The organism is Janthinobacterium foliorum (assembly GCF_978021625.1).
This window is the reverse complement of sequence record NZ_CDXDQE010000018.1, coordinates 1-22,172: the sequence shown is the minus strand read 5'-3', so window position 1 is coordinate 22,172 and position 22,172 is coordinate 1. Positions and strand designations below refer to the sequence as shown.

The window sequence follows — 22,172 nt, the reverse complement described above, 5'->3', positions numbered from 1 at the left end:
ATGAGCATCCAGACCGACAGCTTCACGGAACAGCGCATCATCGACGCGGCGCCCATCTCGCACAACGAAGAGGCCATCGAACGGGCCTTGCGTCCCAAGCAGCTCGACGAGTATGTGGGCCAGGAAAAAATCCGCGACCAGCTGGAAATCTTCATCATGGCCGCGCGCCAGCGCAAGGAAGCGCTCGACCACACCTTGCTGTTCGGTCCGCCGGGCCTGGGCAAGACGACCCTGGCGCACATCATCGCGCGCGAAATGGGCGTCAATTTGCGCCAGACTTCCGGCCCCGTGCTGGAACGTCCGGGCGACCTGGCGGCGATTTTGACGAACCTGGAAGCGAACGACGTCCTGTTCATCGATGAAATCCACCGCCTGTCGCCCGTCGTCGAGGAAATCCTGTACCCGGCGCTGGAAGACTATCAGATCGACATCATGATCGGCGAAGGCCCGGCCGCCCGTTCCGTGAAACTCGACCTGCAGCCGTTTACCCTGGTGGGCGCCACCACGCGCGCCGGCATGCTGACCAACCCGCTGCGCGACCGCTTCGGCATCGTTGCCCGCCTGGAGTTTTATAACACGGGCGAATTGACGAAGATCGTCACGCGCAGCGCCGCCTTGCTGAAGGCGCCGATCGACCCGGAAGGCGCGATTGAAATCGCCCAGCGCGCCCGTGGCACGCCGCGCATCGCCAACCGGTTGCTGCGCCGCGTGCGCGATTTTGCGGAAGTCAAAAGCAATGGCGAAATCACCAAGGTGGTGGCCGACCGCGCGCTGGCCATGCTCGATGTCGACTCCGTCGGCTTCGACGTGATGGACCGCAAGCTGCTTGAAGCCGTGCTGTTCAAGTTCGGCGGCGGTCCCGTCGGCATAGGGAATCTGGCGGCAGCCATCGGCGAAGCGGCCGACACCATCGAAGACGTGCTGGAACCGTACCTGATCCAGCAAGGCTTCTTGCAGCGCACGCCCCGCGGCCGGGTCGCCACGCCGGCCGCCTACCTGCATTTCGGCGTCAGCGCGCCGCGCATGGGCCCCGGCGGCGAAGCGTGGGAATTGTGATGGCGGAAGATAGCCAGGGCGGACAGCCGCCCGGCATGCAGATCTGGATCGACGCCGATGCCTGTCCCGTGGTTATCAAGGAAATCCTGTATCGCGTGGCCGACCGCCTGGAGTTGCCGCTCACCCTGGTGGCCAACCAGGGCTTGCGCGTGCCGCCGTCGCGTTTCATCCGCACCGTGCAAGTGCCGTCCGGCGCGGACGTGGCCGACCAGGAAATCGTGCGCCTGCTCAATCCCGGCGACCTCGTCATCACGGGCGATATCCCGCTGGCCGCCGACGTATTGAGCAAGGGTGGCTATGCGCTGAATCCGCGCGGCGAGTTTTATACGCAGGATAATATCGCCCAGCAACTGACGATGCGCGCCTTCATGGAAGAATTGCGCAGCGGCGGCGTCGATACGGGCGGCCCGGCCGCCTTCAGCCAGTCGGACCGGCAGCAGTTTGCCAACAGCCTGGACCGGCATCTGAGCAAGCACCACCGCAAGCCGGCCCCGGCGCAATAATCGCAGACGAAAAAAAACCGGCGCAAGCCGGTTTTTTTTATTTGCGCCTGAAACCTAGCGCGAGACTTTACGCGTGCCTACCACTTCCACTGTCACGCGGCGGTTCTTGGCGCGGCCGGCGGCGCTCGTGTTGTCGGCCACGGGTTGCGTTTCTCCCTTGCCTTCCGTGTAGACGCGATGCGTGTCCACGCCTTGCGCCACCAGGTAGGCCTTGACGGCTTCGGCGCGGCGCAAAGAGAGTTTCTGGTTGTAGGCGTCCGGACCGACGGCATCCGTATGGCCCACCGTGACGATCACTTCCAGGTCCATGCCGTTCAACTGGCCCAGCAACTGGTCCAGCGCCGCCTTGCCTTGCGGCTTGAGCGTCGACTGATCGAAATCAAACAGCGCCTCTGAAGCAAACGACACTTTTTCCGAGACGGGCGCCGGCGCCGGCTTGGCCTCGGCCACGGGGGCAGGCATGGTTTCGCTGATCGGCGGCAATGCTACCGGCGGCGCCGGTTGGTACGCAGGCGTGGCGCTGGCCGGGCGGCCCAGCTTGTACACGAGGCTGACGGAATACAGGTCGGCGTCGCCGCGGTTGCCGATGGCATCGTTGACACGGTAGCGTTCCACTTCGCCACGCAAGGCCAGCGCTTCGCTGAACTTGTATTCCAGGCCCAGGCCCAGCTTGGCGTTGAGCTTGCGGTCGCTGGCATGCGTATTGGACGATCCCAGCAAGCGGTTGCCGCTAAATTCCGTATTTGTCTTGGTGTAGTGCATGCCGACACGGCCCAGTAACGATACGCGCTGTGACAGCGGCAACTGGCCCAGCAAGTCCAGATTCACGCCGCGAAAGCCCGCTTCGCCGTTGAGCACGCCGTTGCCGCTGGTGGTCGACTGGAAGTCGAACTTGCCCAGGTCAAAGTAGCCCGCTTCCACGGCGACATACTGGTTCAATTGACGGCCGACAAACAATTTATAGCCGGTGGCGCGCTGGTCCTTGGCAAAACCGGTGACGGTTTCGCCGTTGGCTGCCAGGCTGGCACGCAGGCGCGGCTCGTCGATGGTGGCGCGCGACTGGCCCACGCCCGCGCCGATGTACCAGGCGCTGTTGGCCCAGTCCGGATTGATGAAGGTGTTGTCCTGCGCCTGCGCCGTTTGCGCTGCCAGCAAGGCGCCAGCCATCACGCCCAGGGCGCCCAGTGTATTTGCGATAGTCATGGTCATGTCCGTTTATTTGGTGATCTGGTTGTTGCGCAGGGTAACGGCAGCCGCCGTCAGCACGCGGCCATTGAGCAGGGTCGTGTTGTCGCCTACCGTGATGGCTGCCGATTCGCCCAGGATATTGCCCTTGAAGACGCTGTTCGCGGCCAGAGTGGTTGGGCCGACGGGCAGCCAGGTGACGTTGTCGGCCGTGGCGCCGTTATTCAGGGCAACCACCGAATTGACGGTCGAGTTCAGGGTCAGCGCCGTGCGGAAGATATACACGCCCGGGCCGTTCAGGGTCAGGGTGCCCGTGATGCTGATGGTGCCGGCATAGCAATACACGCCCGGACCGAAGGTCTGGCCGCCCAGGTCGATGCTGCCCGCAAAGCTGACGTCGCAGGTGCGGCTGTTGCCGTCCGTGATCGCCGCTTGCAGGTCCGTCATGGCGCCGGCCAGGATCGCGCCCGACTTGTAGTTGTTGAAACCGGCCGCCTGGGTCGGATCGACCGTTTGCGATGGCGCGCCGACGTCGCCCGTGATCAGGGTCGTGCCGCCCGAATTATTCGTGATGGACGTGCCTGCCAGCACGCCGAACGTTGCCGCGCGGCCCAGGTTGATCGGGTTGAGCACGGGCGGGATGGCCACGGCCGTGACGGTCAGCAGCGCGCTGCCCGATTGGCCGCCGGCCGTGGCCGTGATGTTGCTGGTGCCGGCGGTGATGCCGGTGGCGATGCCCGTGTTCAGTACCGTGGCCGTGGTCGCGGTGCCCGAGGTCCAGGTGGCGCTGTTGGTGATGATGGCATTCGAGTTGTCCGAATACGTGGCGGTGGCGACGAATTGCTGCGTGGCGCCGACAGCGATGCTGGCGGTGGCTGGCGTGACGGCGATGCTGACCAGGGTGGCGGCCGGCACGGTGACGGTGGTGCTGGCATTCATGCCATTGAAGCTGGCGCTCATCACGCTGCTGCCGGCGCTGACACCGGTGACCAGGCCACCGCTGGCGACGCTGGCCGACACTGGCGTGGCGGAAACGAAGGTGCTGCCAGCCGTGACGTCAGCGGTGCTGCCGTCCGAATAGGTGGCGATGACGGCCAGCTGGCGCGTCGCGGCGATCAGCACGGTCGGGGCTTGCGGCGCGACGGCGATCGCTACCAGCACGACCGGCGGCGGCACCACGACGGCGGTGACGCTGAGGACGGCGCTGCCCGACAGGACACCGGCGCTGGCGCTGATGCTGGCGGTGCCGGCGGTCATGCCCGTGGCGATGCCCGTGTTGAGTACCGTGGCCGTGGCTGGCGCGGCGGTGGTCCACAGGGCGCTGGCCGTGATGTTGGCTGTCGAGTTATCCGAATACGTGGCCGTGGCGATGAATTGCTGCGTGGCGCCCACGGCGATACTGGCCGTGGCAGGCGTGACGGCAATGCCGGTCATGGCGGCTGCCGGCACGTTGACGGTCGTGCCGGCGCTCTTGCCGCCGAAGCTGGCCGTCATGACGCTGGTGCCGCTGGCGACACCCGTGACCAGACCCGTGCTGCCGATCTTTGCTGCTGCCGGCGTGGCGGCGCTGTAGCTGCTGCTGGCGCTGACGTCCGGCGTGGTGCCATCCGAATACGTGGCGATGACCGTCAGCTGGCGCGTTGCGGCGACCGGCACGATGGGGTTTTGCGGCGTGACGGCAATCGACAGCAGCACGGCTGGCGTGACGGTCAGCAGCGTGCTGGCCGTTAAGGTGCCCGTGGTAGCGGTGATCTGCGTGGTGCCGGCAATCTTGCCGAGCGCCAGGCCACCAGCGGCAATGCTCGCCGTGGCGGGGCTGGCCGCTGCAAAGGTCGAGACGGCAGTCACGTCGTGCGTGCTGCTGTCGCTGAAGCTGCCCGTCACGGCAAATTGCTGTGTGCCGCCGATGGCGATGGAGGGCGTGAGCGGCGTGATGGCGATGGCCGTCAAGGTGGCGGGGGTAACGGTCAGTTGCGCCGTTGCGCTCTTGCCGCCGAACGTGGCGCTGATGCTGCTGTTGCCGGCGGCAAGGCCGGCGGCGACGCCGCTACTGGCGTTGACTGTCGCGGCGGCTGGCGTGGCGGAGGTCCAGGCGGCCTTGGCGCTGACGTCTTGCGACGAGCCATCGCTATATGTGGCGATGGCCGTGAATTGCTGGCCCGCGCCGATGGCGACCGTGGCCGCGGCTGGCGTCACGGCCAGGCTGGACAGGGTGGCCGCCGGCAAGCCGAGGATGGGTTCGCGTCCCTGGTCGCCGCCGCCGCAACCGGCCAGGCTGGCCATGGCCAGCAAGCCTGCCGAGACGAGCAGCGGGGTCATATATCGCTTGAAGATGTTCATGTGTTTCCTTTGTGCATGGGCAAAAGCTTGCCGGGCATCCGCGGATGGGGTCATCCGCAGCGCCATGCCGCCCTTCGCTACAGGGCGATGGCGTCACAGGCATGCACTATTTCATTTTGGAAACTTCAAGTATGTTCGGTGGCGCGCATTGCTAGTTGGTAAATGGAAATATTGACGCATGGGGCCGATTCGGCCTGAAAAACAACGGCTGTGCGCGGAGCGCAGATGCAAAAAAGCCGGCGCAGGGGCCGGCTTTGATCGGCAAGCGATGCAGCTTATTCTTCGCGCACCCACGTCTGCGAGCGGCCGAACATCGGCACGCCGACATAGCCGCGCACTTGCAGCTTGGTGCCGCCTTCCTGCAGTTCGGCCTTGCTCTTGTAGACCTTGCCGCTGGCCGGGTCCGTGATTTCGCCGCCCGTCCATTCCTTGCCGTCATATTTCAGGCCCGTCAAGATGACCAGGCCGATGATGGGCTGGTCCTTGTTGGCGCCCGTGCACTTGTCGCACTTGGGATTCTGATCTTCATTCGGGCCGCGGAACAGTTTTTCGATCTTGCCTTGCAAGACGCCGTTGCTTTCCGTGATGACGACGAGGGATTTCGGTTTGCCGCTGGCGTCATCGATGGTTTTCCACGTGCCGACAGGGGTGTAGTTGCCGTCGCGCGCGGTGGCGCTGCCGGCGATGGCCAGGGCGGCCACCAGTACGCTTGCTTTGACGCTTGCTGTAAATAATTTATGCATCGCTAGTCTCCTGTGGTTTTTTTGATCTGTCACGAAACAGTGTATATACCAAGGCAAGACCAAGAGTGCTGCGCGGCGTCACGGGGACGCCGCGCCATCCTTGCAAACTTGCCTTATGCGCTGGCTAGTTTAGCAAACTGTTCGCGCAATTTTTCAATTGTCGCCGAAAAACTGAGCAAACGCTCGTTTTCTTGCGCAACAATGGCGGCCGGGGCGCGCGCGACGAAGCTTTCATTGCCCAACTTGCTGTTGACCTTGGCAATTTCCGCCTCGATGCGGGCGATTTCCTTGCCCAGGCGCTCGCGTTCCGCAGCCACATCGATTTCCACTTTCAGCATCAGCTTGGTGGTGCCGACGATGGCGACGGCCGCTGGCGAATCCGGCAGCGCATCGACGATCTGCACGTCGGCCAGCTTGCCCAGCGACTGGATGTACGGCGCGTACGAGGACAGCGCTTCTTTCTCGCCGGCATTGCCTGCCTCGACGATCAGCGGCACGCGCACGGATGGCGAGATCTGCATTTCGCCGCGCAGGTTGCGCGTGGCGTCCGTCAAGGCTTTCAGCTGTTGCATCCATGCTTCGGCCGACTCGTCGATCTTGTCGGTGTTGGCGATCGGATACGGCTGCATCATGATGGAATCACCCTCTGGCTTCAGGGTCTTGCCGGCCAGTGGCGCCACCGTCTGCCACAGGGCTTCCGTGACGAAGGGGATGATCGGATGGGCCAGGCGCAGCACCACTTCCAGCACGCGCAGCAGGGTGTGGCGGGTAGCGCGCTGCTGGCCTTCCGTGCCCTGCTGTACTTGCACCTTGGCGACTTCCAGGTACCAGTCGCAATACTCGTCCCAGACGAACTTGTAGATGGTGGCGGCGATATTGTCGAAGCGGAAGTCTTCGAAGCCCTTGGCCACGTCCAGTTCCGCTTTTTGCAGCAAGGAAATGATCCACTTGTCGGCCTGCGACAGGTCGGCGTCATTTGCGGTGCAATCCTTGCCTTCCGTGTTCATCATGACGAAACGGGTGGCGTTCCACATCTTGTTGCAGAAGTTGCGGTAGCCTTCGCAGCGGCCGAGGTCGAAATTGATGTTGCGGCCCAGCGAAGCATAGCTGGCCATGGTGAAGCGCACGGCGTCCGTGCCGTAGGCGGAAATGCCTTCCGGGAACTCCTTGCGCGTGGCCTTGGTGATCTTTTCCGCATCGCGGGGGTTCATCAGGCCCGTGGTGCGCTTGACGATCAAGCCTTCCAGGTCGATGCCGTCGATCAGGTCGATCGGGTCCAGCGTGTTGCCCTTCGACTTGGACATCTTCTGCCCTGTCGAATCGCGCACCAGGCCGTGCACGTAGACGGTTTCAAACGGCACCTTGCCCGTGAAGTGCGCCGTCATCATGACCATGCGCGCGACCCAGAAGAAGATGATGTCGAAGCCCGTCACCAGCACGGACGAGGGCAGGAAGGCCTTCATGTCCGGCGTGTCTTCCGGCCAACCCATGGTCGAGAACGGCACCAGGGCGGACGAGAACCACGTGTCGAGCACGTCGTCGTCACGCTTCAAGGGACCCGTGCTGCCGGCGGCCAGGGCTTTCGCTTCCGCTTCGGCTTGCGTCTTGGCAACGAAAATATTGCCCTTGTCGTCGTACCAGGCCGGGATCTGATGGCCCCACCACAGCTGGCGCGAGATGCACCAGTCCTGGATGTTGTTGAGCCACTGGTTGTAGGTGGTGCTCCAGTTTTCCGGCACGAACTTGATTTCGCCATTGGCCACTTTATCCAGCGCCGTTTCGGCGATCGACTTGCCCGGGAAGAAAGTGCCTTCCGGGGCCGGCTTGCTCATGGCGACAAACCACTGGTCCGTCAGCATCGGCTCGATGACGACGCCCGTGCGGTCGCCGCGCGGCACCATCAGTTTGTGGGGCTTGACTTGCTCGAGCAAGCCTTGCGCGTCCAGGTCGGCGACGATCTGCTTGCGCGCGGCGAAGCGGTCCATGCCGCGGTAGGCTTCTGGCGCGTCGTCCGTGATCTTCGCGTCCAGGGTCAGGATGACGATCTGCGCCAGTTTATGGCGCTGGCCCACGGCGTAATCGTTCATGTCGTGCGCCGGGGTGATTTTCACGCAGCCGGTGCCGAATTCCTTGTCGACGTATTCGTCGGCGATGATGGGGATTTCGCGGTCCGTCAGGGGGAGCTTGAGCATCTTGCCCACCAGCGGCAGGTAGCGCTCGTCCGTCGGATCGACGGCCACGGCGACGTCGCCCAGCATGGTTTCAGGACGGGTGGTGGCCACCGTCAGGAAACCGCTGCCGTCGGCCAGCGGGTACTTGATGTACCACATGGAGCCGTCTTCTTCCTCGGACACCACTTCCAGGTCCGAGACAGCCGTGCCCAGCACGGGGTCCCAGTTGACCAGGCGCTTGCCGCGGTAAATCAGGCCCTGCTCGAACAGGCGCACGAAGACGTCGGTGACGACTTTCGAGCGTGGCTCGTCCATCGTGAAGTATTCGCGCTGCCAGTCAGCCGAGGCGCCCAGGCGGCGCATCTGGCCGGTGATGATGGAACCGGATTTTTCTTTCCATTCCCACACTTTTTCCACGAATTTCTCGCGGCCCAGGTCATGGCGCGAAATCTTTTGCGCATCCAGCTGGCGCTGCACGACGATTTGCGTGGCGATGCCCGCGTGGTCGGTGCCGGGAATCCAGGCCGTGTTGTGGCCCAGCATGCGGTGGTAGCGGGTCAGGCCATCCATGATGGTCTGGTTGAACGCATGGCCCATGTGCAGGGTGCCGGTGACGTTCGGCGGCGGCAACTGGATGCTGAAGGAAGGTTTTCCCGCATCGAGGGTGGCGGTAAAGTAACCGCGCTGTTCCCACTCGGTGCGCCAGAATTGTTCAATGTCGGCGGGCTCGAAAGACTTGGCTAATTCCATGATTTGGCGTGTGATTGGCAAAAGGAACCATTATAGATGACGCGGCCTCGCCTGCACTGCGGCAACAGGCATTTTTCAGTGTTTTGGCGGCTTTGCGGCCCGTTTGGCGGCAAGGGAACGGGGGTAAAACAGCTGACGATGTTATAATGTCGGCCTCGGCGCCTCCTGCTGCAACTTTGCGGACGGCGCCAGCGGACGCAGTTGTATCCAACTCCCGTCCGCGCCACCCGGCCAGCGCATCTGCGATGCCAGCCAATTCAGTGCGTCCCCTGCGGGCCGGGCGCCTGAGCCACGCGCACCGCCAGCGGTGCACCATTCACGGCGGACCACCGCGCGCCATCGTTCACCGGCCGCGCCGCCACAGCTTAGCCAGGAATGTTGTTATCTGGCCAGTCGTTTTTCGATACGGCATGTCACTACAGCGCGCCTTGCCGCCTGTGGGCTTGCCATGGCCGCGCGCTTTCCCGGTTTTGCCTGCATAAGGAAAACCACCATGAAAAAGATCTGTCTCGCACTCGCCACCCTGGGCGCCTTGCCCGCCGTCCACGCCCAGTCGTCCAACGACCCGTCGTCCGTCACCGTGTATGGCTTGATGGACGCGGCCCTGGTGCAGGAACGCGGCATCAGCAAGCTTACCAGCGGCGTCTCCGCCGGTTCGCGCCTGGGCTTGCGCGGCACGGAAGCGCTGGGCGGTGGCTGGCAAGCCGTGTTTACCCTGGAAGCGGGCCTATTGAGCGACACGGGCCGTTCGGACCAGGCGGGACAACTGTTCGGCCGCCAGGCGTTTGTCGGCCTCAACAGCCCCATGGGCATGCTGACCGTGGGCCGTCAGTACAACCTGCAAAGCCAGGCGCTGACGGACGTGGCCGACCCGTTCGAGGGCGGCATGGCCGGTGCCTCCACCAACGTCGCCGGCTATTCGGCCACGCGCATCGACAATACCGTGCGCTACACGTCGCCTGAATGGCGCGGCCTCACGGGCACGGTGATGTATGGCTTTGGCGAACACACGGGGCTTGCGGCAGATCAACGCTCGCTGGGCCTGGCTTTGGGCTACGTGAACGGTCCGCTGACCCTGCGCCTGGCGCGCCAGAGCCGTGGCGGCGACTTCGGCAAGGCTGACGTCAACAACACGATACTGGCCGGTAACTACAACTTTGGCGTGGCCACGGCCTTTGCCGGCTATGGCAGCAACACGGGCGACGGCAGCTCCATGTTCTTTGCGGACAGTCCGTACGGTGCGGCGCAGGCGCCGGCCCAGTCCACCGACAGCCGCGACGCCATCGTCGGCGTTTCCGTGCCGCTGGGCGCGACGACCTTGCTGGCCTCCTTCATCCACAAGAATGACCGCGATGCCGCCAACCGCGACGCGCAGCAGCTGGCCGTCGGCGCCACGTATGCCTTGTCCAAGCGCAGCAAGGTCTATGTTGCCTACGCACACATCCGCAACCGCAACGGCGCCGCCTACATGGTGGGCAACGCGACCGAAGTGGGCAGCGGCGACCGCGCGCTGAACATCGGCCTGCGCCACGCGTTTTAAGCCAGGGCCAGGGCCGGCAGCGTGCTGCCCTGGCGTAACAATTGTTCAAAGGCAGGTGCGGCCAGCGGGCGGCTGAACAGATAGCCCTGCATCTGGTCGCAGCCGTGCTGGCGCAGGAAGTCCAGCTGCTGCGCCGTTTCCACGCCTTCGGCTATGACTTTCAGGCGCAGGCTGTGCGCCAGGGCGATGATGGCTTGCACGATGGCCGCGTCGTCCGCGCTGTATAAAATGTCGCTGACGAAGGATTTGTCGATCTTCAGCACGTCGATGGGGAAGTGGCGCAAATGTGCCAGGCTGGAATAGCCGGTGCCGAAGTCGTCAATCGACAGTTGCAGTCCCAGCCCCTTGAGCTTGCCCATCGTGGCGATCGCCTGTTCCACATCCTGCATCATCATGCTTTCCGTCAGCTCCAGCTCCAGGAAACGCGCTTCCAGGCCCGTCACGGCCAGTATTTCCCCAACCGACTGCAGCAAGCCGCTTTGGCGGAATTGTCGGGCAGACAAATTGACGGCCAGGCGCAAGCCGCCCAGTCCCGCCCGCTGCCACGCCTTTGCCTGTGCGCAGGCCGTCTGCATCACCCACGCGCCGATGGGCACGATCAAGCCCATTTCCTCGGCCAGGTGGATGAAGTCGCCCGGCGCGATGGCGCCCAGGGCCGGGTGCTGCCAGCGCAGCAGGGCTTCCATGCCCACCACCATGCCACTGTCGAGCTCCACCTGCGGCTGGTACACGAGGTGGAACTGGCCGCGCTCGAGTGCGTGGCGCAGTTCGCTTTCAAGGCTCAGCCGCGCCAGCATGCTGGCATTCATGGCCGGCGCATAGCTTTGCCAGTGGTTGCGGCCTTGCTCCTTGGCCCGGTACATGGCGATATCGGCATGCTTGATCAAAGTTTCCGCGCTGTCGCCATCGAGCGGATAGCTGGCCACGCCCATGCTGCACGTAAGAAAGAATTCATGGCCGTTCACCTGCAGCGGCTGCGCCACGGCGTCCAGCACGCGCTGCAGGATGAGCTGGCCCGGGTCGCTGTTGACGTGTTGCGGCAGCAGCAGCACGAACTCGTCGCCGCCCAGGCGCGCCACCGTATCGACTTCGCGCGTGGCGGCGCGCAGGCGGTCGGCGATCAGTTTCAGCAAGGTGTCGCCCGCATCGTGGCCCAGGGTGTCGTTGACGAATTTGAAGCGGTCGAGGTCGATGAACACCACCCACAGGGGCAGGGTGCTGCGGCGCGCCACGGCCATGGCCTGCTCCAGCCGCTCGCGCAGCAGCAAGCGGTTGGCCAGCCCCGTCAGGACGTCGTGGCGCGACTGGAATTCCAGTTCCTGCTCGAAGCGCATGACGGTGCTGATATCGTATTGCGCCACCACGAAGTGGCTGACGGGGCCATCGCCATCGTCGCGCACGGGTGCCACGAACAGCTCGCTCCAGTAAGTGCTGCCATCCTTGCGGAAATTGCGCACGATAGCCTTGCCTTCGCGCTGCTCGTGCAGGGCCGCGCTGATGGCGTGCATGTCCTGGCGCGCATGTTCCGGCCCCTGCAAGTCTTCCAGGCGCTGCCCGATGACTTCGCTGGCCGCATAGCCGGTGATGCGCTCGAAGGCGGGGTTGACGTATTCGATCAGGTAGCCGGGCGCGTCGGCGCTGCACAGGATGATGGCATTCGATGACACTTCGATGATGCGTTCGCGCAAGCGCAGCGATTTTTCATTGCGCATGCGCGCGGCGATATCCTCGGACAGGCGCAGGTTGGCGAATTGCAGTGCCGCCGTGCGCTCGCCCGTGATGCGGGCAATCACGCTGTTGCGCGACACCAGCTGGTAGACATACGCCGTCGCCAGCAGACTCGACAGTACTCCGCCCAGCAGCACGTACAGCGAGCCGCGGCGGTTCGCGTCCAGGGTCAGCCCGTGCGCGGGCAGCAGGGCGGCGCTCAGCACGTGGCCGCTGGCGTGCTGCTGCAGCAGCAGCCGGGCGCTTTCCGCTTCGATTTGGCGGGCCGACATATAGCACAGGACCGTCAGGCACAGCCCGACCGCCAGGGTCAGCAGGGCGGAGGTGGAGACGGAAATGGAGATGCGCTTGAAGAATGATTGCATGATTGGCGTCCGGTGGAAGCGCCGGGCCGTCCCATGTTCAGGCAGCCCTGGCAGTGATCCACTGTGGGGCGCGCTGCACATGAGCGTCCGTTCGGTAGCGAACGGACGCTCATGCCAGCAAGAAATATAGTCAGGCCACTGTGCCAGCGCTGTGTTACGCTGCACGCCATGGCGGCCCTCGTTCGGACGCCTTTCAAACATCCCCTAGCTGACGACTGGAAACCAGGAATCCTGACCATGTCCAGCTCGTATGCTGTTCTGCCCGCCTTGCCGCACAACCCGAATCAAAACCACTTGCTCGCCGCCATGCTCGACGCCGATTTCGCGCGCCTGGCGCCGCATCTGGAGCAAGTGCCGATGCTGCTGGGCGACGTGATCTACGACTCGGGCGATAAATTGCACCATGTGTATTTCCCCACCACCGCCATCGTTTCGCTGCACTACCTGCTGGAAAACGGCGGCTCGTCGGAAATCGCCGGCGTCGGCAATGAGGGCATGGTGGGCGTGTCGTTGTTCATGGGCGGCAATTCCACGCCCAGCCGCGCCGTCGTGCAGACGGGCGGCATCGGCTTTCGCCTGAAGGCGCATTTGCTGATGGAAGAATTCGACCGCGCCGGCCCCGTCATGCGTTTGCTGCTGCGCTACACGCAGGCGCTGATCACGCAAATGTCGCAAACGGCCGTGTGCAACCGCCACCATACGGTGGAGCAGCAACTGTGCCGCTGGCTGCTGCTGACCATGGACCGCCTGCCGAACCGCGAGCTGACCATGACGCAGGAATTGATCGCCAACATGCTGGGCGTGCGCCGCGAAGGTGTGACGGAAGCGGCCGGGCGCTTGCAGGCGCGTGGCTACATCAGCTACCGCCGCGGGCATATTTCCGTGCAGGACCGCGCCGGCCTGGAATGCACCGTGTGCGAATGCTATGGCGTGGTGAAGAAGGAATTCGCCCGCCTGCTGTCGGACGTGCGCCAGCGCCAAGGCGCTTGAACATCGCATTGATTCCTTATCCCGTCGTTATAGCCCAGGCTTATCATGCAATCTGTTGAAAACCTTCCCGCCCGCGCACCGTCGCGCTGGCCCATGGCGCTGGCCTTTTCGTTCAGCGCCATCGTGCTGCTGGCCATTGGCGCCCTGGCCTGGCGGCCGCCATTCGACACGGCCATGCTGATCGAGGCGCTGCTCTTCCTGCTGCTGTTGCTGCTGGTGGCGCTGTACCGCCGTACCCTGGCGGCCAGCCTGCCGCGCCAGGTGCTCAAGGCGGGCGCCTTGCAGGATGCCATTTTCAACAGCGCCAATTTTTCGTGCATCGCCACCGATGCGCAGGGCGTGATCCAGATTTTCAACGTGGGCGCCGAGCGCATGCTGGGCTACGAGGCCAGCGACGTCGTCGACAAGCTGACGCCGGCCGGCATTTCGGACGCGCAGGAAATCATCGCCCGCGCCGCCGCCCTCAGTGCCGAACTCGCCACTCCGATCACGCCCGGCGTGGAAGCGCTGGTGTTCAAGGCCACGCGCGGCATCGAAGACATTTATGAACTGACGTACATCCGCAAGGATGGTAGCCGCTTTCCCGCCATCGTCTCCGTGACGGCCCTGCGCGACGCGCAGAACAAGGTCATCGGCTATCTGCTGATCGGCACGGACAACACGGCGCGCAAGCAGGTCGAGGCGGAGCAAGCCTTGCTGGACCAGCGATTGCGCGAGCAGCAGGCGTATACGCGTTCTCTGGTGGAAACGAATAACATCGAGTTGAAGAAGGCGCGCCAGGTGGCGGAAAAGGCCAACCGTGCCAAGTCCGAATTCCTCTCGAGCATGAGCCATGAATTGCGCACGCCATTGAACGCCGTGCTGGGCTTTGCCCAGCTGATGGCGTCCGACGTGCCGCCGCCGAGTCCGCCACAGCAGCGCTCGATCGAACAGATTCTCAAGGGCGGCTGGTACCTCCTGCGCTTGATCAATGAAATCCTCGACCTGGCCATGATCGAATCGGGCAAGGTGACCTTGTCGCAGGAGGCCATGTCCCTGCTTGACGTACTGCAGGATTGCCAGGCGATGATCGCGCCGCAGGCGGAAAAGCGCGGCATCCGCATGCATTTCCCCCGCTGCGGCCAGGCTTTTTATGTGCATGCGGACCGCACGCGGGTCAAGCAGGTGATGATCAACCTGCTGTCGAACGCCATCAAGTACAACCAGGGCGGCGGTGCCGTCACCGTCGACTGCGGCCTGCATGGCGAGCGCGTGCGCGTCAGCGTGCGCGACAGCGGCGCCGGCCTCGACGCGCAGCAACTGGCGCAGCTGTTCCAGCCGTTCAACCGCCTGGGCCAGGAAAACAGCACGGAAGAGGGCACGGGCATCGGCCTCGTCGTCACCAAGCAGCTGGTCGAACTGATGGGCGGTAGCATCGGTGTCGACAGCACCGTGGGCGTGGGCACCACGTTCTGGTTCGAGCTGGCGGCCAGCAGCGCGCCGAAACTGGTGCTGGGCCATGGCGACGCGCTGCCGCAGGTGCAGGAACCGCAGGAGAGCCTGCGCACCCTGCTGTACGTGGAAGACAATCCCGCCAACCTGGCGTTGGTGGAGCAATTGATCGCCCGCCGCAGCGATCTGAAATTGCTGACGGCCATCGATGCGCACCTGGGCATCGACCTGGCGCGCACCTACCAGCCGGACGTCATCTTGATGGACATCAACCTGCCCGGCATCAGCGGCTTTGGCGCCCTGCACATCCTGCACGGCGATCCGCTCACCAGCCACATTCCCGTGATGGCGCTGTCGGCCAATGCCGTGCCGCGCGACATCGAAAAAGGCTTGCAAGCGGGTTTCTTCCGTTATCTGACCAAGCCGATCAAGGTCGTCGAATTCATGGACGCGCTCGACGTGGCCCTGCACCATGCGGCCGCGCATGGCCTGGCCGACGACACTCATGCAGTACGCTGATTCAGCATTTATTTTTAGGAATACCGCCATGCTTCAAGCCACCGAGATCCTGAACGCCAGCATCCTCATCGTCGATGACCAGGAGGCCAATGTCCTGTTGCTGGAGCAGGTGCTGCGCAGCGCCGGCTACACGCGCGTCACCTCCACCATGGACCCGCAAGCCGTGCGCGCGCTGCACCAGCAGCACCGCTACGACCTGATCCTGCTCGATTTGCAGATGCCGGAAATGGATGGCTTCGAGGTGATGGAAGGCTTGCGCGACATCGAAGCGGGCAGCTATTTGCCCGTGCTGGTCATCACGGCCCAGCCAGGCCACAAGCTGCGCGCGCTGCAGGCGGGCGCCAAGGACTTCGTCAGCAAGCCCTTCGACCTGGTGGAAGTCAAGACGCGCATCCACAACATGCTGGAAGTGCGGCTGCTGTACCAGAAGCTGGGCCAGTACAGCAAGTCGCTGGAACAGATGGTGGAAGAGCGCACGGCGGAATTGCGCGAAAGCGAAGCGCGCTTCCAGCGCTTCACGGAACTGTCCTCCGACTGGTACTGGGAACAGGATGCGCAGGGCAACCTGACGCGCTTTTCCGGTCCCGTCGCCGAGATGCTGGGCATCGGCAGAGAGGAAGAACCGCAGCGCTGGAACGCCAGCGAACGGGCCTTGCTCGACGCCAAGATCGCCGCGCGCGAACCGTTCCTCGATTTCATCTACAGCCGCACGAATCCGGACGGCAGCATGCAATACCTGCAGGTCAGCGGCGAGCCGATGTTCGACAATGGCAGCCGCTTCATCGGCTACCGGGGCATTGGCCTCGATGTCAGCGAACGCCTGCGCCTGGCCTGATTTATACTTGTCGCCATCCATATCGACAAGGAAAGCATCATGGCTGACAAAACACCAACCCAATACTGGTTCCCCGCCAAGACCTACGGCTGGGGCTGGGGCATGCCCATCACCTGGCAGGGCTGGCTGGTCTTCTTGAGCGCGCTGGGCTTGTTCGCTTGCGGCGCCTTTCTGTTCCCGCCACAGGATGCGCTGGCGCTGTACATCGCCTACGAAGTGCTCATCGCGGGTGCGCTCGTCGGCGTGTGCTGGCTGAAGGGCGAACCGACGCGCTGGCGCTGGGGCAAGAAAAAACAGGGCTGAGGCGCAAAGACGACAGCTGCAAGAAATCATCTGGCCACGCGGCGCGAACCGCGTATAATTGGCTCGCTGCCGCAAGGCGGCAAACGCTAGGGGTCCTGCCTTTCGCTGTGGAAACACGGTGCAAGCGCGGGTGAGAAATACCCTCCGAACCTGATCTGGATAATGCCAGCGAAGGGAAGCTTTAGGATGACCGCACCCCGCCTTTCCGCGTGCGCAATTCCGAACCTCCTTAGCTGGCTCCAGGCTTAAAAATAGTCTAGCCAAGGAGCCAAAATGAACGCCAATCCGAAATTCCTCTCCGCCACCGCCACGGTCGACGAAGCCGCCATCGCGCCGCTGCCCAATTCCCGCAAGATCTACGTGCAGGGCAGTCGCCCCGACATCCGCGTGCCCATGCGCGAAATCAGCCAGTCCGACACGGAAGCGTCGTTCGGCGGCGAAAAGAATCCGCCCATCTACGTCTACGACACCTCCGGCCCGTACACGGACCCGGACGTGCAGATCGACATCCGCTCGGGCCTCGACACGCCGCGCCTGCCATGGATCATGGAACGGGCCGACACGGAAGAATTGCCGGGCCCGACCTCCGACTACGGCATCGCCCGCCTGGCCGACCCGAAGCTGGCCGAGCTGCGCTTCAACCTGCACCGCAAGCCGCGCCGCGCCGTGGCCGGCAGGAACGTGACGCAGATGCATTACGCCCGGCAAGGCATCATCACGCCGGAAATGGAATTCGTCGCCATCCGTGAAAACATGCGCCGCCAGGAGTATTTGCGCGAACTGCGGGCATCCGGCCCCATGGGCGAGCGCCTGGCCGAGCTGATGGGCCGCCAGCACCCGGGCCAGGCTTACGGCGCCAGCATTCCGCAGGAAATCACGGCCGAATTCGTGCGCGAGGAAATCGCCCGCGGCCGCGCCATCATCCCTGCCAACATCAACCACCCGGAAGTGGAACCGATGATCATCGGCCGTAATTTCCTCGTGAAAATCAACGCGAATATCGGCAATTCGGCCGTGACGTCTTCCATCGGCGAGGAAGTGGAAAAGATGACCTGGGCCATCCGCTGGGGCGGCGACAACGTCATGGATCTGTCGACTGGCAAGCATATCCATGAAACGCGCGAATGGATCATCCGCAACAGCCCCGTGCCCATCGGCACCGTGCCCATCTACCAGGCTCTGGAAAAGGTCAACGGCAAGGCTGAAGATTTAACTTGGGAAATCTTCCGTGACACCCTCATCGAGCAGGCAGAGCAGGGCGTCGACTACTTCACCATCCACGCGGGCGTGTTGCTGCGCTACGTGCCGATGACGGCCAAGCGCCTGACGGGCATCGTCTCGCGCGGCGGCTCCATCATGGCCAAATGGTGCCTGGCGCACCACCAGGAATCCTTCCTCTACACGCATTTCGAGGAAATCTGCGAAATCATGAAGGCGTATGACGTCTCGTTCTCGCTGGGCGACGGCTTGCGTCCCGGTTCCATCTACGACGCCAACGACGAGGCGCAGCTGGGCGAGCTGAAGACCCTGGGCGAGCTGACCCAAATTGCCTGGAAGCACGACGTGCAAGTGATGATCGAAGGCCCGGGCCACGTGCCCATGCAATTGATCAAGGAAAACATGGACTTGCAGCTGGACCAGTGCGGCGAGGCGCCGTTCTATACCCTGGGACCGCTGACCACCGATATCGCGCCCGGCTACGACCACATCACGTCCGGCATCGGCGCGGCCCTGATCGGCTGGTACGGCACGGCCATGCTGTGCTACGTGACGCCGAAGGAACACCTGGGTTTGCCCAACAAGAATGACGTCAAGGATGGCATCATCACTTACAAGATCGCGGCGCATGCGGCCGACCTGGCGAAGGGCCATCCGGGCGCGCAGATCCGCGACAACGCCCTGTCGAAAGCCCGTTTCGAATTCCGCTGGGACGACCAGTTCAATATCGGCCTGGACCCGGACAAGGCGCGTGAATTCCACGATGAAACCTTGCCCAAGGATTCGGCCAAGGTGGCGCATTTCTGCTCCATGTGCGGCCCGCACTTCTGTTCCATGAAGATCACGCAGGAAGTGCGCGAGTACGCGGCCGGCATGGGCATTGCGGAAGACAAGGCGCTCAAGCAGGGCATGGAAGTGAAGGCCATCGAATTCATCAAGAACGGCGCCGAGCTGTATCGCAAGGTCTGAAGGGGAGCGTGATGACTGCATTCATCGATATCACGCTCAACGGCGCGCCGCACCAGGTGCCGCCCGGGCAGACCCTGGACCAATTGATCGCCGCCCTGTCGCTGGAAAACCAGGCGCTGGCGCTGGCCGTCAACCGCAACGTCGTGCCGCGCAAGGCGTGGCCGGGACAGGTCTTGCAGACGCAGGATCAGGTGGAGATCGTCCGCGCCATCGGCGGCGGCTGAAAACGTCCAAGCAAACCTACTGCGCGGCGCGCTTTGCGGCCTGCGATGCTCACCGTGCTCTAGCACGGTTGCGCGTCTCGGCCACAAATCATCGCCGCTCGCTACGGTTTTCTTTGGAAGTTTAAAAATTTAAGGAAGAATACATGCATACCGCAACAAACAACGACCTGCTGACCATCGCGGGAAAACAGTACTCCTCGCGCCTGCTGGTGGGCAGCGGAAAATACAAGGACTTGCCGCAGACGCGCGAAGCGACGGATGCGGCCGAGGCGCAGATCATCACGGTGGCGATCCGCAGGGTCAACATCGGCCAGGACCCGCACGCGCCCAGCCTGCTGGACTTCGTGCCGCCGGACCAGTACACGATCTTGCCGAACACGGCCGGCTGCTACAACGCCAAGGATGCCGTCTACACCTTGCAGCTGGCGCGCGAACTGCTGGGCGGGCGCAATCTGGTCAAGCTGGAAGTGCTGGGCGATGAAAAGACCCTGTTTCCGCACATGCCGGAAACCCTGATCGCCGCCGAGGCGCTGGTCAAGGATGGCTTCGACGTGATGGTCTACTGCAGCGACGATCCCATCCAGGCAAAAATTCTGGAAGACATCGGCTGCGTGGCCGTCATGCCGCTGGCGTCCCTGATCGGCTCGGGCATGGGCATCTTGAACCCGTGGAACTTGTCCCTGATTATCGAGCAGGCGAAGGTGCCCGTGCTGGTCGACGCGGGCGTGGGCACGGCGTCGGACGCGGCCATCGCCATGGAACTGGGCTGCGATGGCGTGCTGATGAACACGGCCATCGCCGGCGCGCGCGATCCCGTGCGCATGGCGCGCGCCATGAAGCTGGCCGTGCGGGCCGGGCGCGAAGCGTTCCTGGCGGGGCGCATGCCGCGCAAATTCGCCGCCTCGCCGTCGTCGCCGATGGCGGGCCGGCTGGCGTGACGGGCTTGACCTTGCCGACGGTGCTGGTGTTTGCCGGCGTCGATCCGTCCGGCGGCGCCGGCATCGCCGCCGATATCCTGGCGATATCGGCGCAGGGCGCGCATGCGCTGCCCGTCGTCACGGCGCTGACGGTGCAGGACAACGACCGCGTGTTTGCCGTCGAAGCGGTAGCGCCGGCGCTGCTGCGCCGGCAGGCACAAGCCTTGATCGACAAGCTGGCCATTCATGCCGTGAAGATCGGCATTCCCGGCAGCGCCGCGAATGCGGCCGTCATCGCGCAGCTGATCGTACAGTTGCGGCGGGCCAATCCGGACCTGCCCGTGGTGCTCGATCCCGTGCTGGCCAGCGGCCACGGCGACGTGCTGAGCCGGGACGATGCCGTGCTGGCGCTGGCGCCTTTGCTGCCAGTCACTACCATCATCGTACCGAACGGGCCGGAGGCGGCGGCCCTGGGCGGCGCGGAAAACTTGCTTGCGCAAGGCTGCGCGCACGTGCTGGTGACGGGCGGCCATGGCGAAGGCGAGAAGGTCGTCAACCGCTGGCTGGACGCCGATGGCGGGCAGCGCGCGTGGCGCTGGCCGCGCCTGCCTGGCGAGTTTCACGGCAGCGGCTGCACCCTGGCGTCCGCCATCGCGGCGCGGCTGGCGCTGGGCGGGCCGATGTCCGCCGCGCTCGCTGGCGCGCAAGCGTATTGCCATGCGGCCCTGGCGCGCGCCTATGCGGTGGCGCCGGGCCAGCTGATGCCGCAGCGACTGGTCAATTAACTGGAGAGAAAAATGCGTGGACTGTATCTCGTCACTCCCAACTGGGATGACACCGACCGCTTGCTCGATGTAAGCGAGCAAGCCTTGCAGGAAGGCGTGGCCCTGCTGCAATACCGCCACAAGAGCGCCGACGCGCAGCAGCGGCGCGAGCAGGCGGGCGCCCTGCTGGGGCTGGCGCGCAAGTATGGCGTGCCGTTCATCATCAATGATTTTATCGAACTGTGCGAGGAACTGGACGCGGACGGCGTGCACGTGGGCGGCACGGATGCGTCCGTGGCGCAGGTACGCGCGCGCCTCGGCGCAGACAAGATCGTCGGTGCCTCGTGCTATGGCGACATGGCGCTGGCGCAGGCGGCACAGGCGGGCGGCGCCAGCTATGTGGCCTTTGGCGGCTTCTATCCTTCGCTGGTGAAAAAGTACCCGGTCACGACGCCGCTCGATATCGTGCAGCTAGCCAAGCGCGACATCGCCTTGCCCTGCGTGGTGATTGGCGGCATGACGCCGGAGAACGCGGCGCCGCTGGTCGCGCGGGGCGCCGACTTGGTGGCGGCGATCAGCAGCGTATTTGGCAACGCAGGCCAGGCGCACGCTGTGGATATTGCGGTGCAGCAATTCAATCTGCTGTTTGCGCGCGCAGAGGGAGCGTGAGGGGGCGGATTTGGCGAATAATCGGCATATAATAAGAGTATTGCCATTTACAAGGTGTCCCTACCCATGAGTCAACCAGCCGCCGCGAAACGCCTTATCCTGATCGTTGACGATGACCAGCTCCTGTTGGAATTTCTCGGTGAAATCCTGCGCCATGCCGGCTACGAAACGGCCCTGGCCAATTCGGCCGAAGTGGCGCTGCAGCTGATTGCCCAGCGTGAACCGGACCTGGCCTTGCTCGATATTCACATGCCGGGCATGTCCGGCCTGGAACTGGCCAAGCGCCTGCATGGCGAAACGGCCGTGCCGTTCATGTTCCTGTCCGGCAGCGGCGACAGCGAGTCGGGCAAGCAGGCGGCCGCCTACGGCGCCGTCGGCTATGTGGTAAAACCCGTCGATGAAGGCCGTTTGATGCCCGCGTTTGAAGCGGGCCTGGCGCGTGCCGATGAAATCCGCCAGCTGCGCCGTACCGAACTGAACCTGAACGCGGCCTTGGCCGCCGGCCGGGAAACCAGCCTGGCCGTGGGCCTGTTGATGGGCAAGTTCCAGACGGATCGCAACACGGCCTTCGAAGTGCTGCGCGACCACGCCCGTTCCAGCCGCCGCAAGATCAATGAAATCGCCAGCCAGCTGCTGCTGGCCGAGGAAACCCTGAATGGCTTGCACGGCGCCTTTTTGAATCGCGCGAAAAGCAAGTAAGCCAGGCAAGCATCTTCCTGGCGCCTGTTTTTCGCCCTGGCTTGTTATGATGTGCAAATACGGCGCGCTGGCGCGCCGGGTTCAACTACTGACAGGACACACATGAAAACCAAAGCCGCGATTGCGTGGAAGGCGGGCGCCCCGCTGACGATCGAAGAAGTCGACCTGGCCGGCCCGCGCGCCGGCGAAGTGCTGGTCGAGCTGAAAGCCACGGGCATTTGCCACACGGATTACTACACCTTGTCGGGCGCCG

Annotated in this window: 18 protein-coding genes, 1 pseudogene and 1 riboswitch; of the genes and pseudogenes, 14 read left to right on the top strand and 5 right to left on the bottom strand. The window is 63.9% G+C overall.

Translation table 11 applies throughout. The annotated features are described in order from the left end of the window. Nucleotides 1-1,056 carry a Holliday junction branch migration DNA helicase RuvB gene (gene ruvB, locus ACZ92H_RS27040; protein WP_131376525.1) on the top strand — a complete coding sequence of 352 codons (1,056 nt, stop codon included), beginning with the start codon at nucleotides 1-3 and terminating at the stop codon, nucleotides 1,054-1,056. Between the two features lie 35 nt (nucleotides 1,057-1,091). Then, nucleotides 1,092-1,559, top strand: coding sequence for a YaiI/YqxD family protein (locus ACZ92H_RS27035; RefSeq protein WP_131376808.1), 468 nt, complete (start codon nucleotides 1,092-1,094; stop codon nucleotides 1,557-1,559). A gap of 54 nt (nucleotides 1,560-1,613) precedes the next feature. Here the strand turns inward: ACZ92H_RS27035 and ACZ92H_RS27030 are convergent, their stop codons facing one another. From ACZ92H_RS27030 to ACZ92H_RS27015, 4 genes are all read right to left on the bottom strand, one after another. Then, nucleotides 1,614-2,762 carry an OmpA family protein gene (locus tag ACZ92H_RS27030; RefSeq protein ID WP_465051700.1) on the bottom strand — a complete coding sequence of 383 codons (1,149 nt, stop codon included), beginning with the start codon at nucleotides 2,760-2,762 and terminating at the stop codon, nucleotides 1,614-1,616. A 12-nt stretch (nucleotides 2,763-2,774) separates the two neighbouring features. After that, nucleotides 2,775-5,084: a beta strand repeat-containing protein gene (locus ACZ92H_RS27025; protein WP_465051699.1), complete on the bottom strand. Its 2,310-nt coding sequence runs from the start codon at nucleotides 5,082-5,084 to the stop codon at nucleotides 2,775-2,777. A 275-nt stretch (nucleotides 5,085-5,359) separates the two neighbouring features. Further along, on the bottom strand, nucleotides 5,360-5,827 hold the full coding sequence (locus ACZ92H_RS27020; RefSeq protein WP_131376516.1) for a DUF2147 domain-containing protein: 468 nt from the start codon (nucleotides 5,825-5,827) through the stop codon (nucleotides 5,360-5,362). Between the two features lie 113 nt (nucleotides 5,828-5,940). Then, nucleotides 5,941-8,748, bottom strand: a complete 2,808-nt coding sequence (locus ACZ92H_RS27015; RefSeq protein ID WP_465051698.1) for a valine--tRNA ligase — start codon at nucleotides 8,746-8,748, stop codon at nucleotides 5,941-5,943. 493 nt (nucleotides 8,749-9,241) lie between these two features. Here ACZ92H_RS27015 and ACZ92H_RS27010 point away from each other — a divergent pair, with 493 nt between their 5' ends. Continuing rightward, entirely contained in the window at nucleotides 9,242-10,288 is a 1,047-nt protein-coding gene (locus ACZ92H_RS27010; RefSeq protein WP_465051696.1) for a porin, read from the top strand. Here the strand turns inward: ACZ92H_RS27010 and ACZ92H_RS27005 are convergent. Next, nucleotides 10,285-12,381 (bottom strand): putative bifunctional diguanylate cyclase/phosphodiesterase, encoded by a 2,097-nt coding sequence (locus ACZ92H_RS27005; protein ID WP_465051694.1) that lies wholly within the window; start codon nucleotides 12,379-12,381, stop codon nucleotides 10,285-10,287. The genes ACZ92H_RS27010 and ACZ92H_RS27005 overlap by 4 nt on opposite strands. 237 nt (nucleotides 12,382-12,618) lie before the next feature. On the opposite strand from ACZ92H_RS27005, the gene ACZ92H_RS27000 reads away from it, so the two are divergent. The 11 genes and pseudogenes from ACZ92H_RS27000 to ACZ92H_RS26950 form a co-directional block, all read left to right on the top strand. Beyond that, on the top strand, nucleotides 12,619-13,371 hold the full coding sequence (locus ACZ92H_RS27000; protein WP_465051693.1) for a Crp/Fnr family transcriptional regulator: 753 nt from the start codon (nucleotides 12,619-12,621) through the stop codon (nucleotides 13,369-13,371). A gap of 45 nt (nucleotides 13,372-13,416) precedes the next feature. Next, on the top strand, nucleotides 13,417-15,321 hold the full coding sequence (locus ACZ92H_RS26995; RefSeq protein ID WP_465051691.1) for a hybrid sensor histidine kinase/response regulator: 1,905 nt from the start codon (nucleotides 13,417-13,419) through the stop codon (nucleotides 15,319-15,321). 28 nt (nucleotides 15,322-15,349) lie between these two features. Next, a complete protein-coding gene (locus ACZ92H_RS26990; RefSeq protein WP_465051689.1) occupies nucleotides 15,350-16,156 on the top strand; it encodes a response regulator in 807 nt (268 codons plus the stop codon). A 39-nt stretch (nucleotides 16,157-16,195) separates the two neighbouring features. After that, nucleotides 16,196-16,459: a hypothetical protein gene (locus ACZ92H_RS26985; protein ID WP_131376497.1), complete on the top strand. Its 264-nt coding sequence runs from the start codon at nucleotides 16,196-16,198 to the stop codon at nucleotides 16,457-16,459. Between the two features lie 78 nt (nucleotides 16,460-16,537). Further along, a riboswitch (TPP riboswitch) is annotated at nucleotides 16,538-16,653 on the top strand. A gap of 79 nt (nucleotides 16,654-16,732) precedes the next feature. Further along, entirely contained in the window at nucleotides 16,733-18,646 is a 1,914-nt protein-coding gene (gene thiC, locus ACZ92H_RS26980) for a phosphomethylpyrimidine synthase ThiC (RefSeq protein WP_465051687.1), read from the top strand. A gap of 11 nt (nucleotides 18,647-18,657) precedes the next feature. Then, a complete protein-coding gene (gene thiS / locus ACZ92H_RS26975) occupies nucleotides 18,658-18,870 on the top strand; it encodes a sulfur carrier protein ThiS (protein WP_131376480.1) in 213 nt (70 codons plus the stop codon). Nucleotides 18,871-19,013: 143 nt separating this feature from the next. Further along, nucleotides 19,014-19,808 carry a thiazole synthase gene (locus tag ACZ92H_RS26970; RefSeq protein WP_465051685.1) on the top strand — a complete coding sequence of 265 codons (795 nt, stop codon included), beginning with the start codon at nucleotides 19,014-19,016 and terminating at the stop codon, nucleotides 19,806-19,808. 5 nt (nucleotides 19,809-19,813) lie between these two features. Continuing rightward, nucleotides 19,814-20,572: a bifunctional hydroxymethylpyrimidine kinase/phosphomethylpyrimidine kinase gene (gene thiD, locus ACZ92H_RS26965; RefSeq protein WP_465051743.1), complete on the top strand. Its 759-nt coding sequence runs from the start codon at nucleotides 19,814-19,816 to the stop codon at nucleotides 20,570-20,572. Between the two features lie 12 nt (nucleotides 20,573-20,584). Next, complete coding sequence (thiE, locus tag ACZ92H_RS26960; protein WP_465051684.1) at nucleotides 20,585-21,220, top strand: thiamine phosphate synthase; 636 nt, start codon at nucleotides 20,585-20,587, stop codon at nucleotides 21,218-21,220. 66 nt (nucleotides 21,221-21,286) lie between these two features. Next, entirely contained in the window at nucleotides 21,287-21,919 is a 633-nt protein-coding gene (locus tag ACZ92H_RS26955; RefSeq protein WP_131376471.1) for an ANTAR domain-containing response regulator, read from the top strand. Nucleotides 21,920-22,021: 102 nt separating this feature from the next. Continuing rightward, nucleotides 22,022-22,172 (top strand): annotated as a pseudogene (locus ACZ92H_RS26950) (S-(hydroxymethyl)glutathione dehydrogenase); the annotation flags it as partial.

Coding starts and splice junctions, on each gene's coding strand:
- ACZ92H_RS26995 (WP_465051691.1), top strand. CDS start 13,417: ATGCAATCTGTTGAAAACCTTCCCGCCCGCGCACCGTCGCGCTGGCCC.
- thiE (WP_465051684.1), top strand. CDS start 20,585: ATGCGTGGACTGTATCTCGTCACTCCCAACTGGGATGACACCGACCGC.
- ACZ92H_RS27020 (WP_131376516.1), bottom strand. CDS start 5,827: ATGCATAAATTATTTACAGCAAGCGTCAAAGCAAGCGTACTGGTGGCC.
- ACZ92H_RS27010 (WP_465051696.1), top strand. CDS start 9,242: ATGAAAAAGATCTGTCTCGCACTCGCCACCCTGGGCGCCTTGCCCGCC.
- ACZ92H_RS27000 (WP_465051693.1), top strand. CDS start 12,619: ATGTCCAGCTCGTATGCTGTTCTGCCCGCCTTGCCGCACAACCCGAAT.
- ACZ92H_RS26955 (WP_131376471.1), top strand. CDS start 21,287: ATGAGTCAACCAGCCGCCGCGAAACGCCTTATCCTGATCGTTGACGAT.
- ACZ92H_RS27030 (WP_465051700.1), bottom strand. CDS start 2,762: ATGACTATCGCAAATACACTGGGCGCCCTGGGCGTGATGGCTGGCGCC.
- ACZ92H_RS27015 (WP_465051698.1), bottom strand. CDS start 8,748: ATGGAATTAGCCAAGTCTTTCGAGCCCGCCGACATTGAACAATTCTGG.
- thiC (WP_465051687.1), top strand. CDS start 16,733: ATGAACGCCAATCCGAAATTCCTCTCCGCCACCGCCACGGTCGACGAA.
- ACZ92H_RS26990 (WP_465051689.1), top strand. CDS start 15,350: ATGCTTCAAGCCACCGAGATCCTGAACGCCAGCATCCTCATCGTCGAT.
- thiS (WP_131376480.1), top strand. CDS start 18,658: ATGACTGCATTCATCGATATCACGCTCAACGGCGCGCCGCACCAGGTG.
- ACZ92H_RS27035 (WP_131376808.1), top strand. CDS start 1,092: ATGCAGATCTGGATCGACGCCGATGCCTGTCCCGTGGTTATCAAGGAA.
- ACZ92H_RS26985 (WP_131376497.1), top strand. CDS start 16,196: ATGGCTGACAAAACACCAACCCAATACTGGTTCCCCGCCAAGACCTAC.
- ACZ92H_RS27005 (WP_465051694.1), bottom strand. CDS start 12,381: ATGCAATCATTCTTCAAGCGCATCTCCATTTCCGTCTCCACCTCCGCC.
- ACZ92H_RS27025 (WP_465051699.1), bottom strand. CDS start 5,084: ATGAACATCTTCAAGCGATATATGACCCCGCTGCTCGTCTCGGCAGGC.
- ruvB (WP_131376525.1), top strand. CDS start 1: ATGAGCATCCAGACCGACAGCTTCACGGAACAGCGCATCATCGACGCG.
- ACZ92H_RS26970 (WP_465051685.1), top strand. CDS start 19,014: ATGCATACCGCAACAAACAACGACCTGCTGACCATCGCGGGAAAACAG.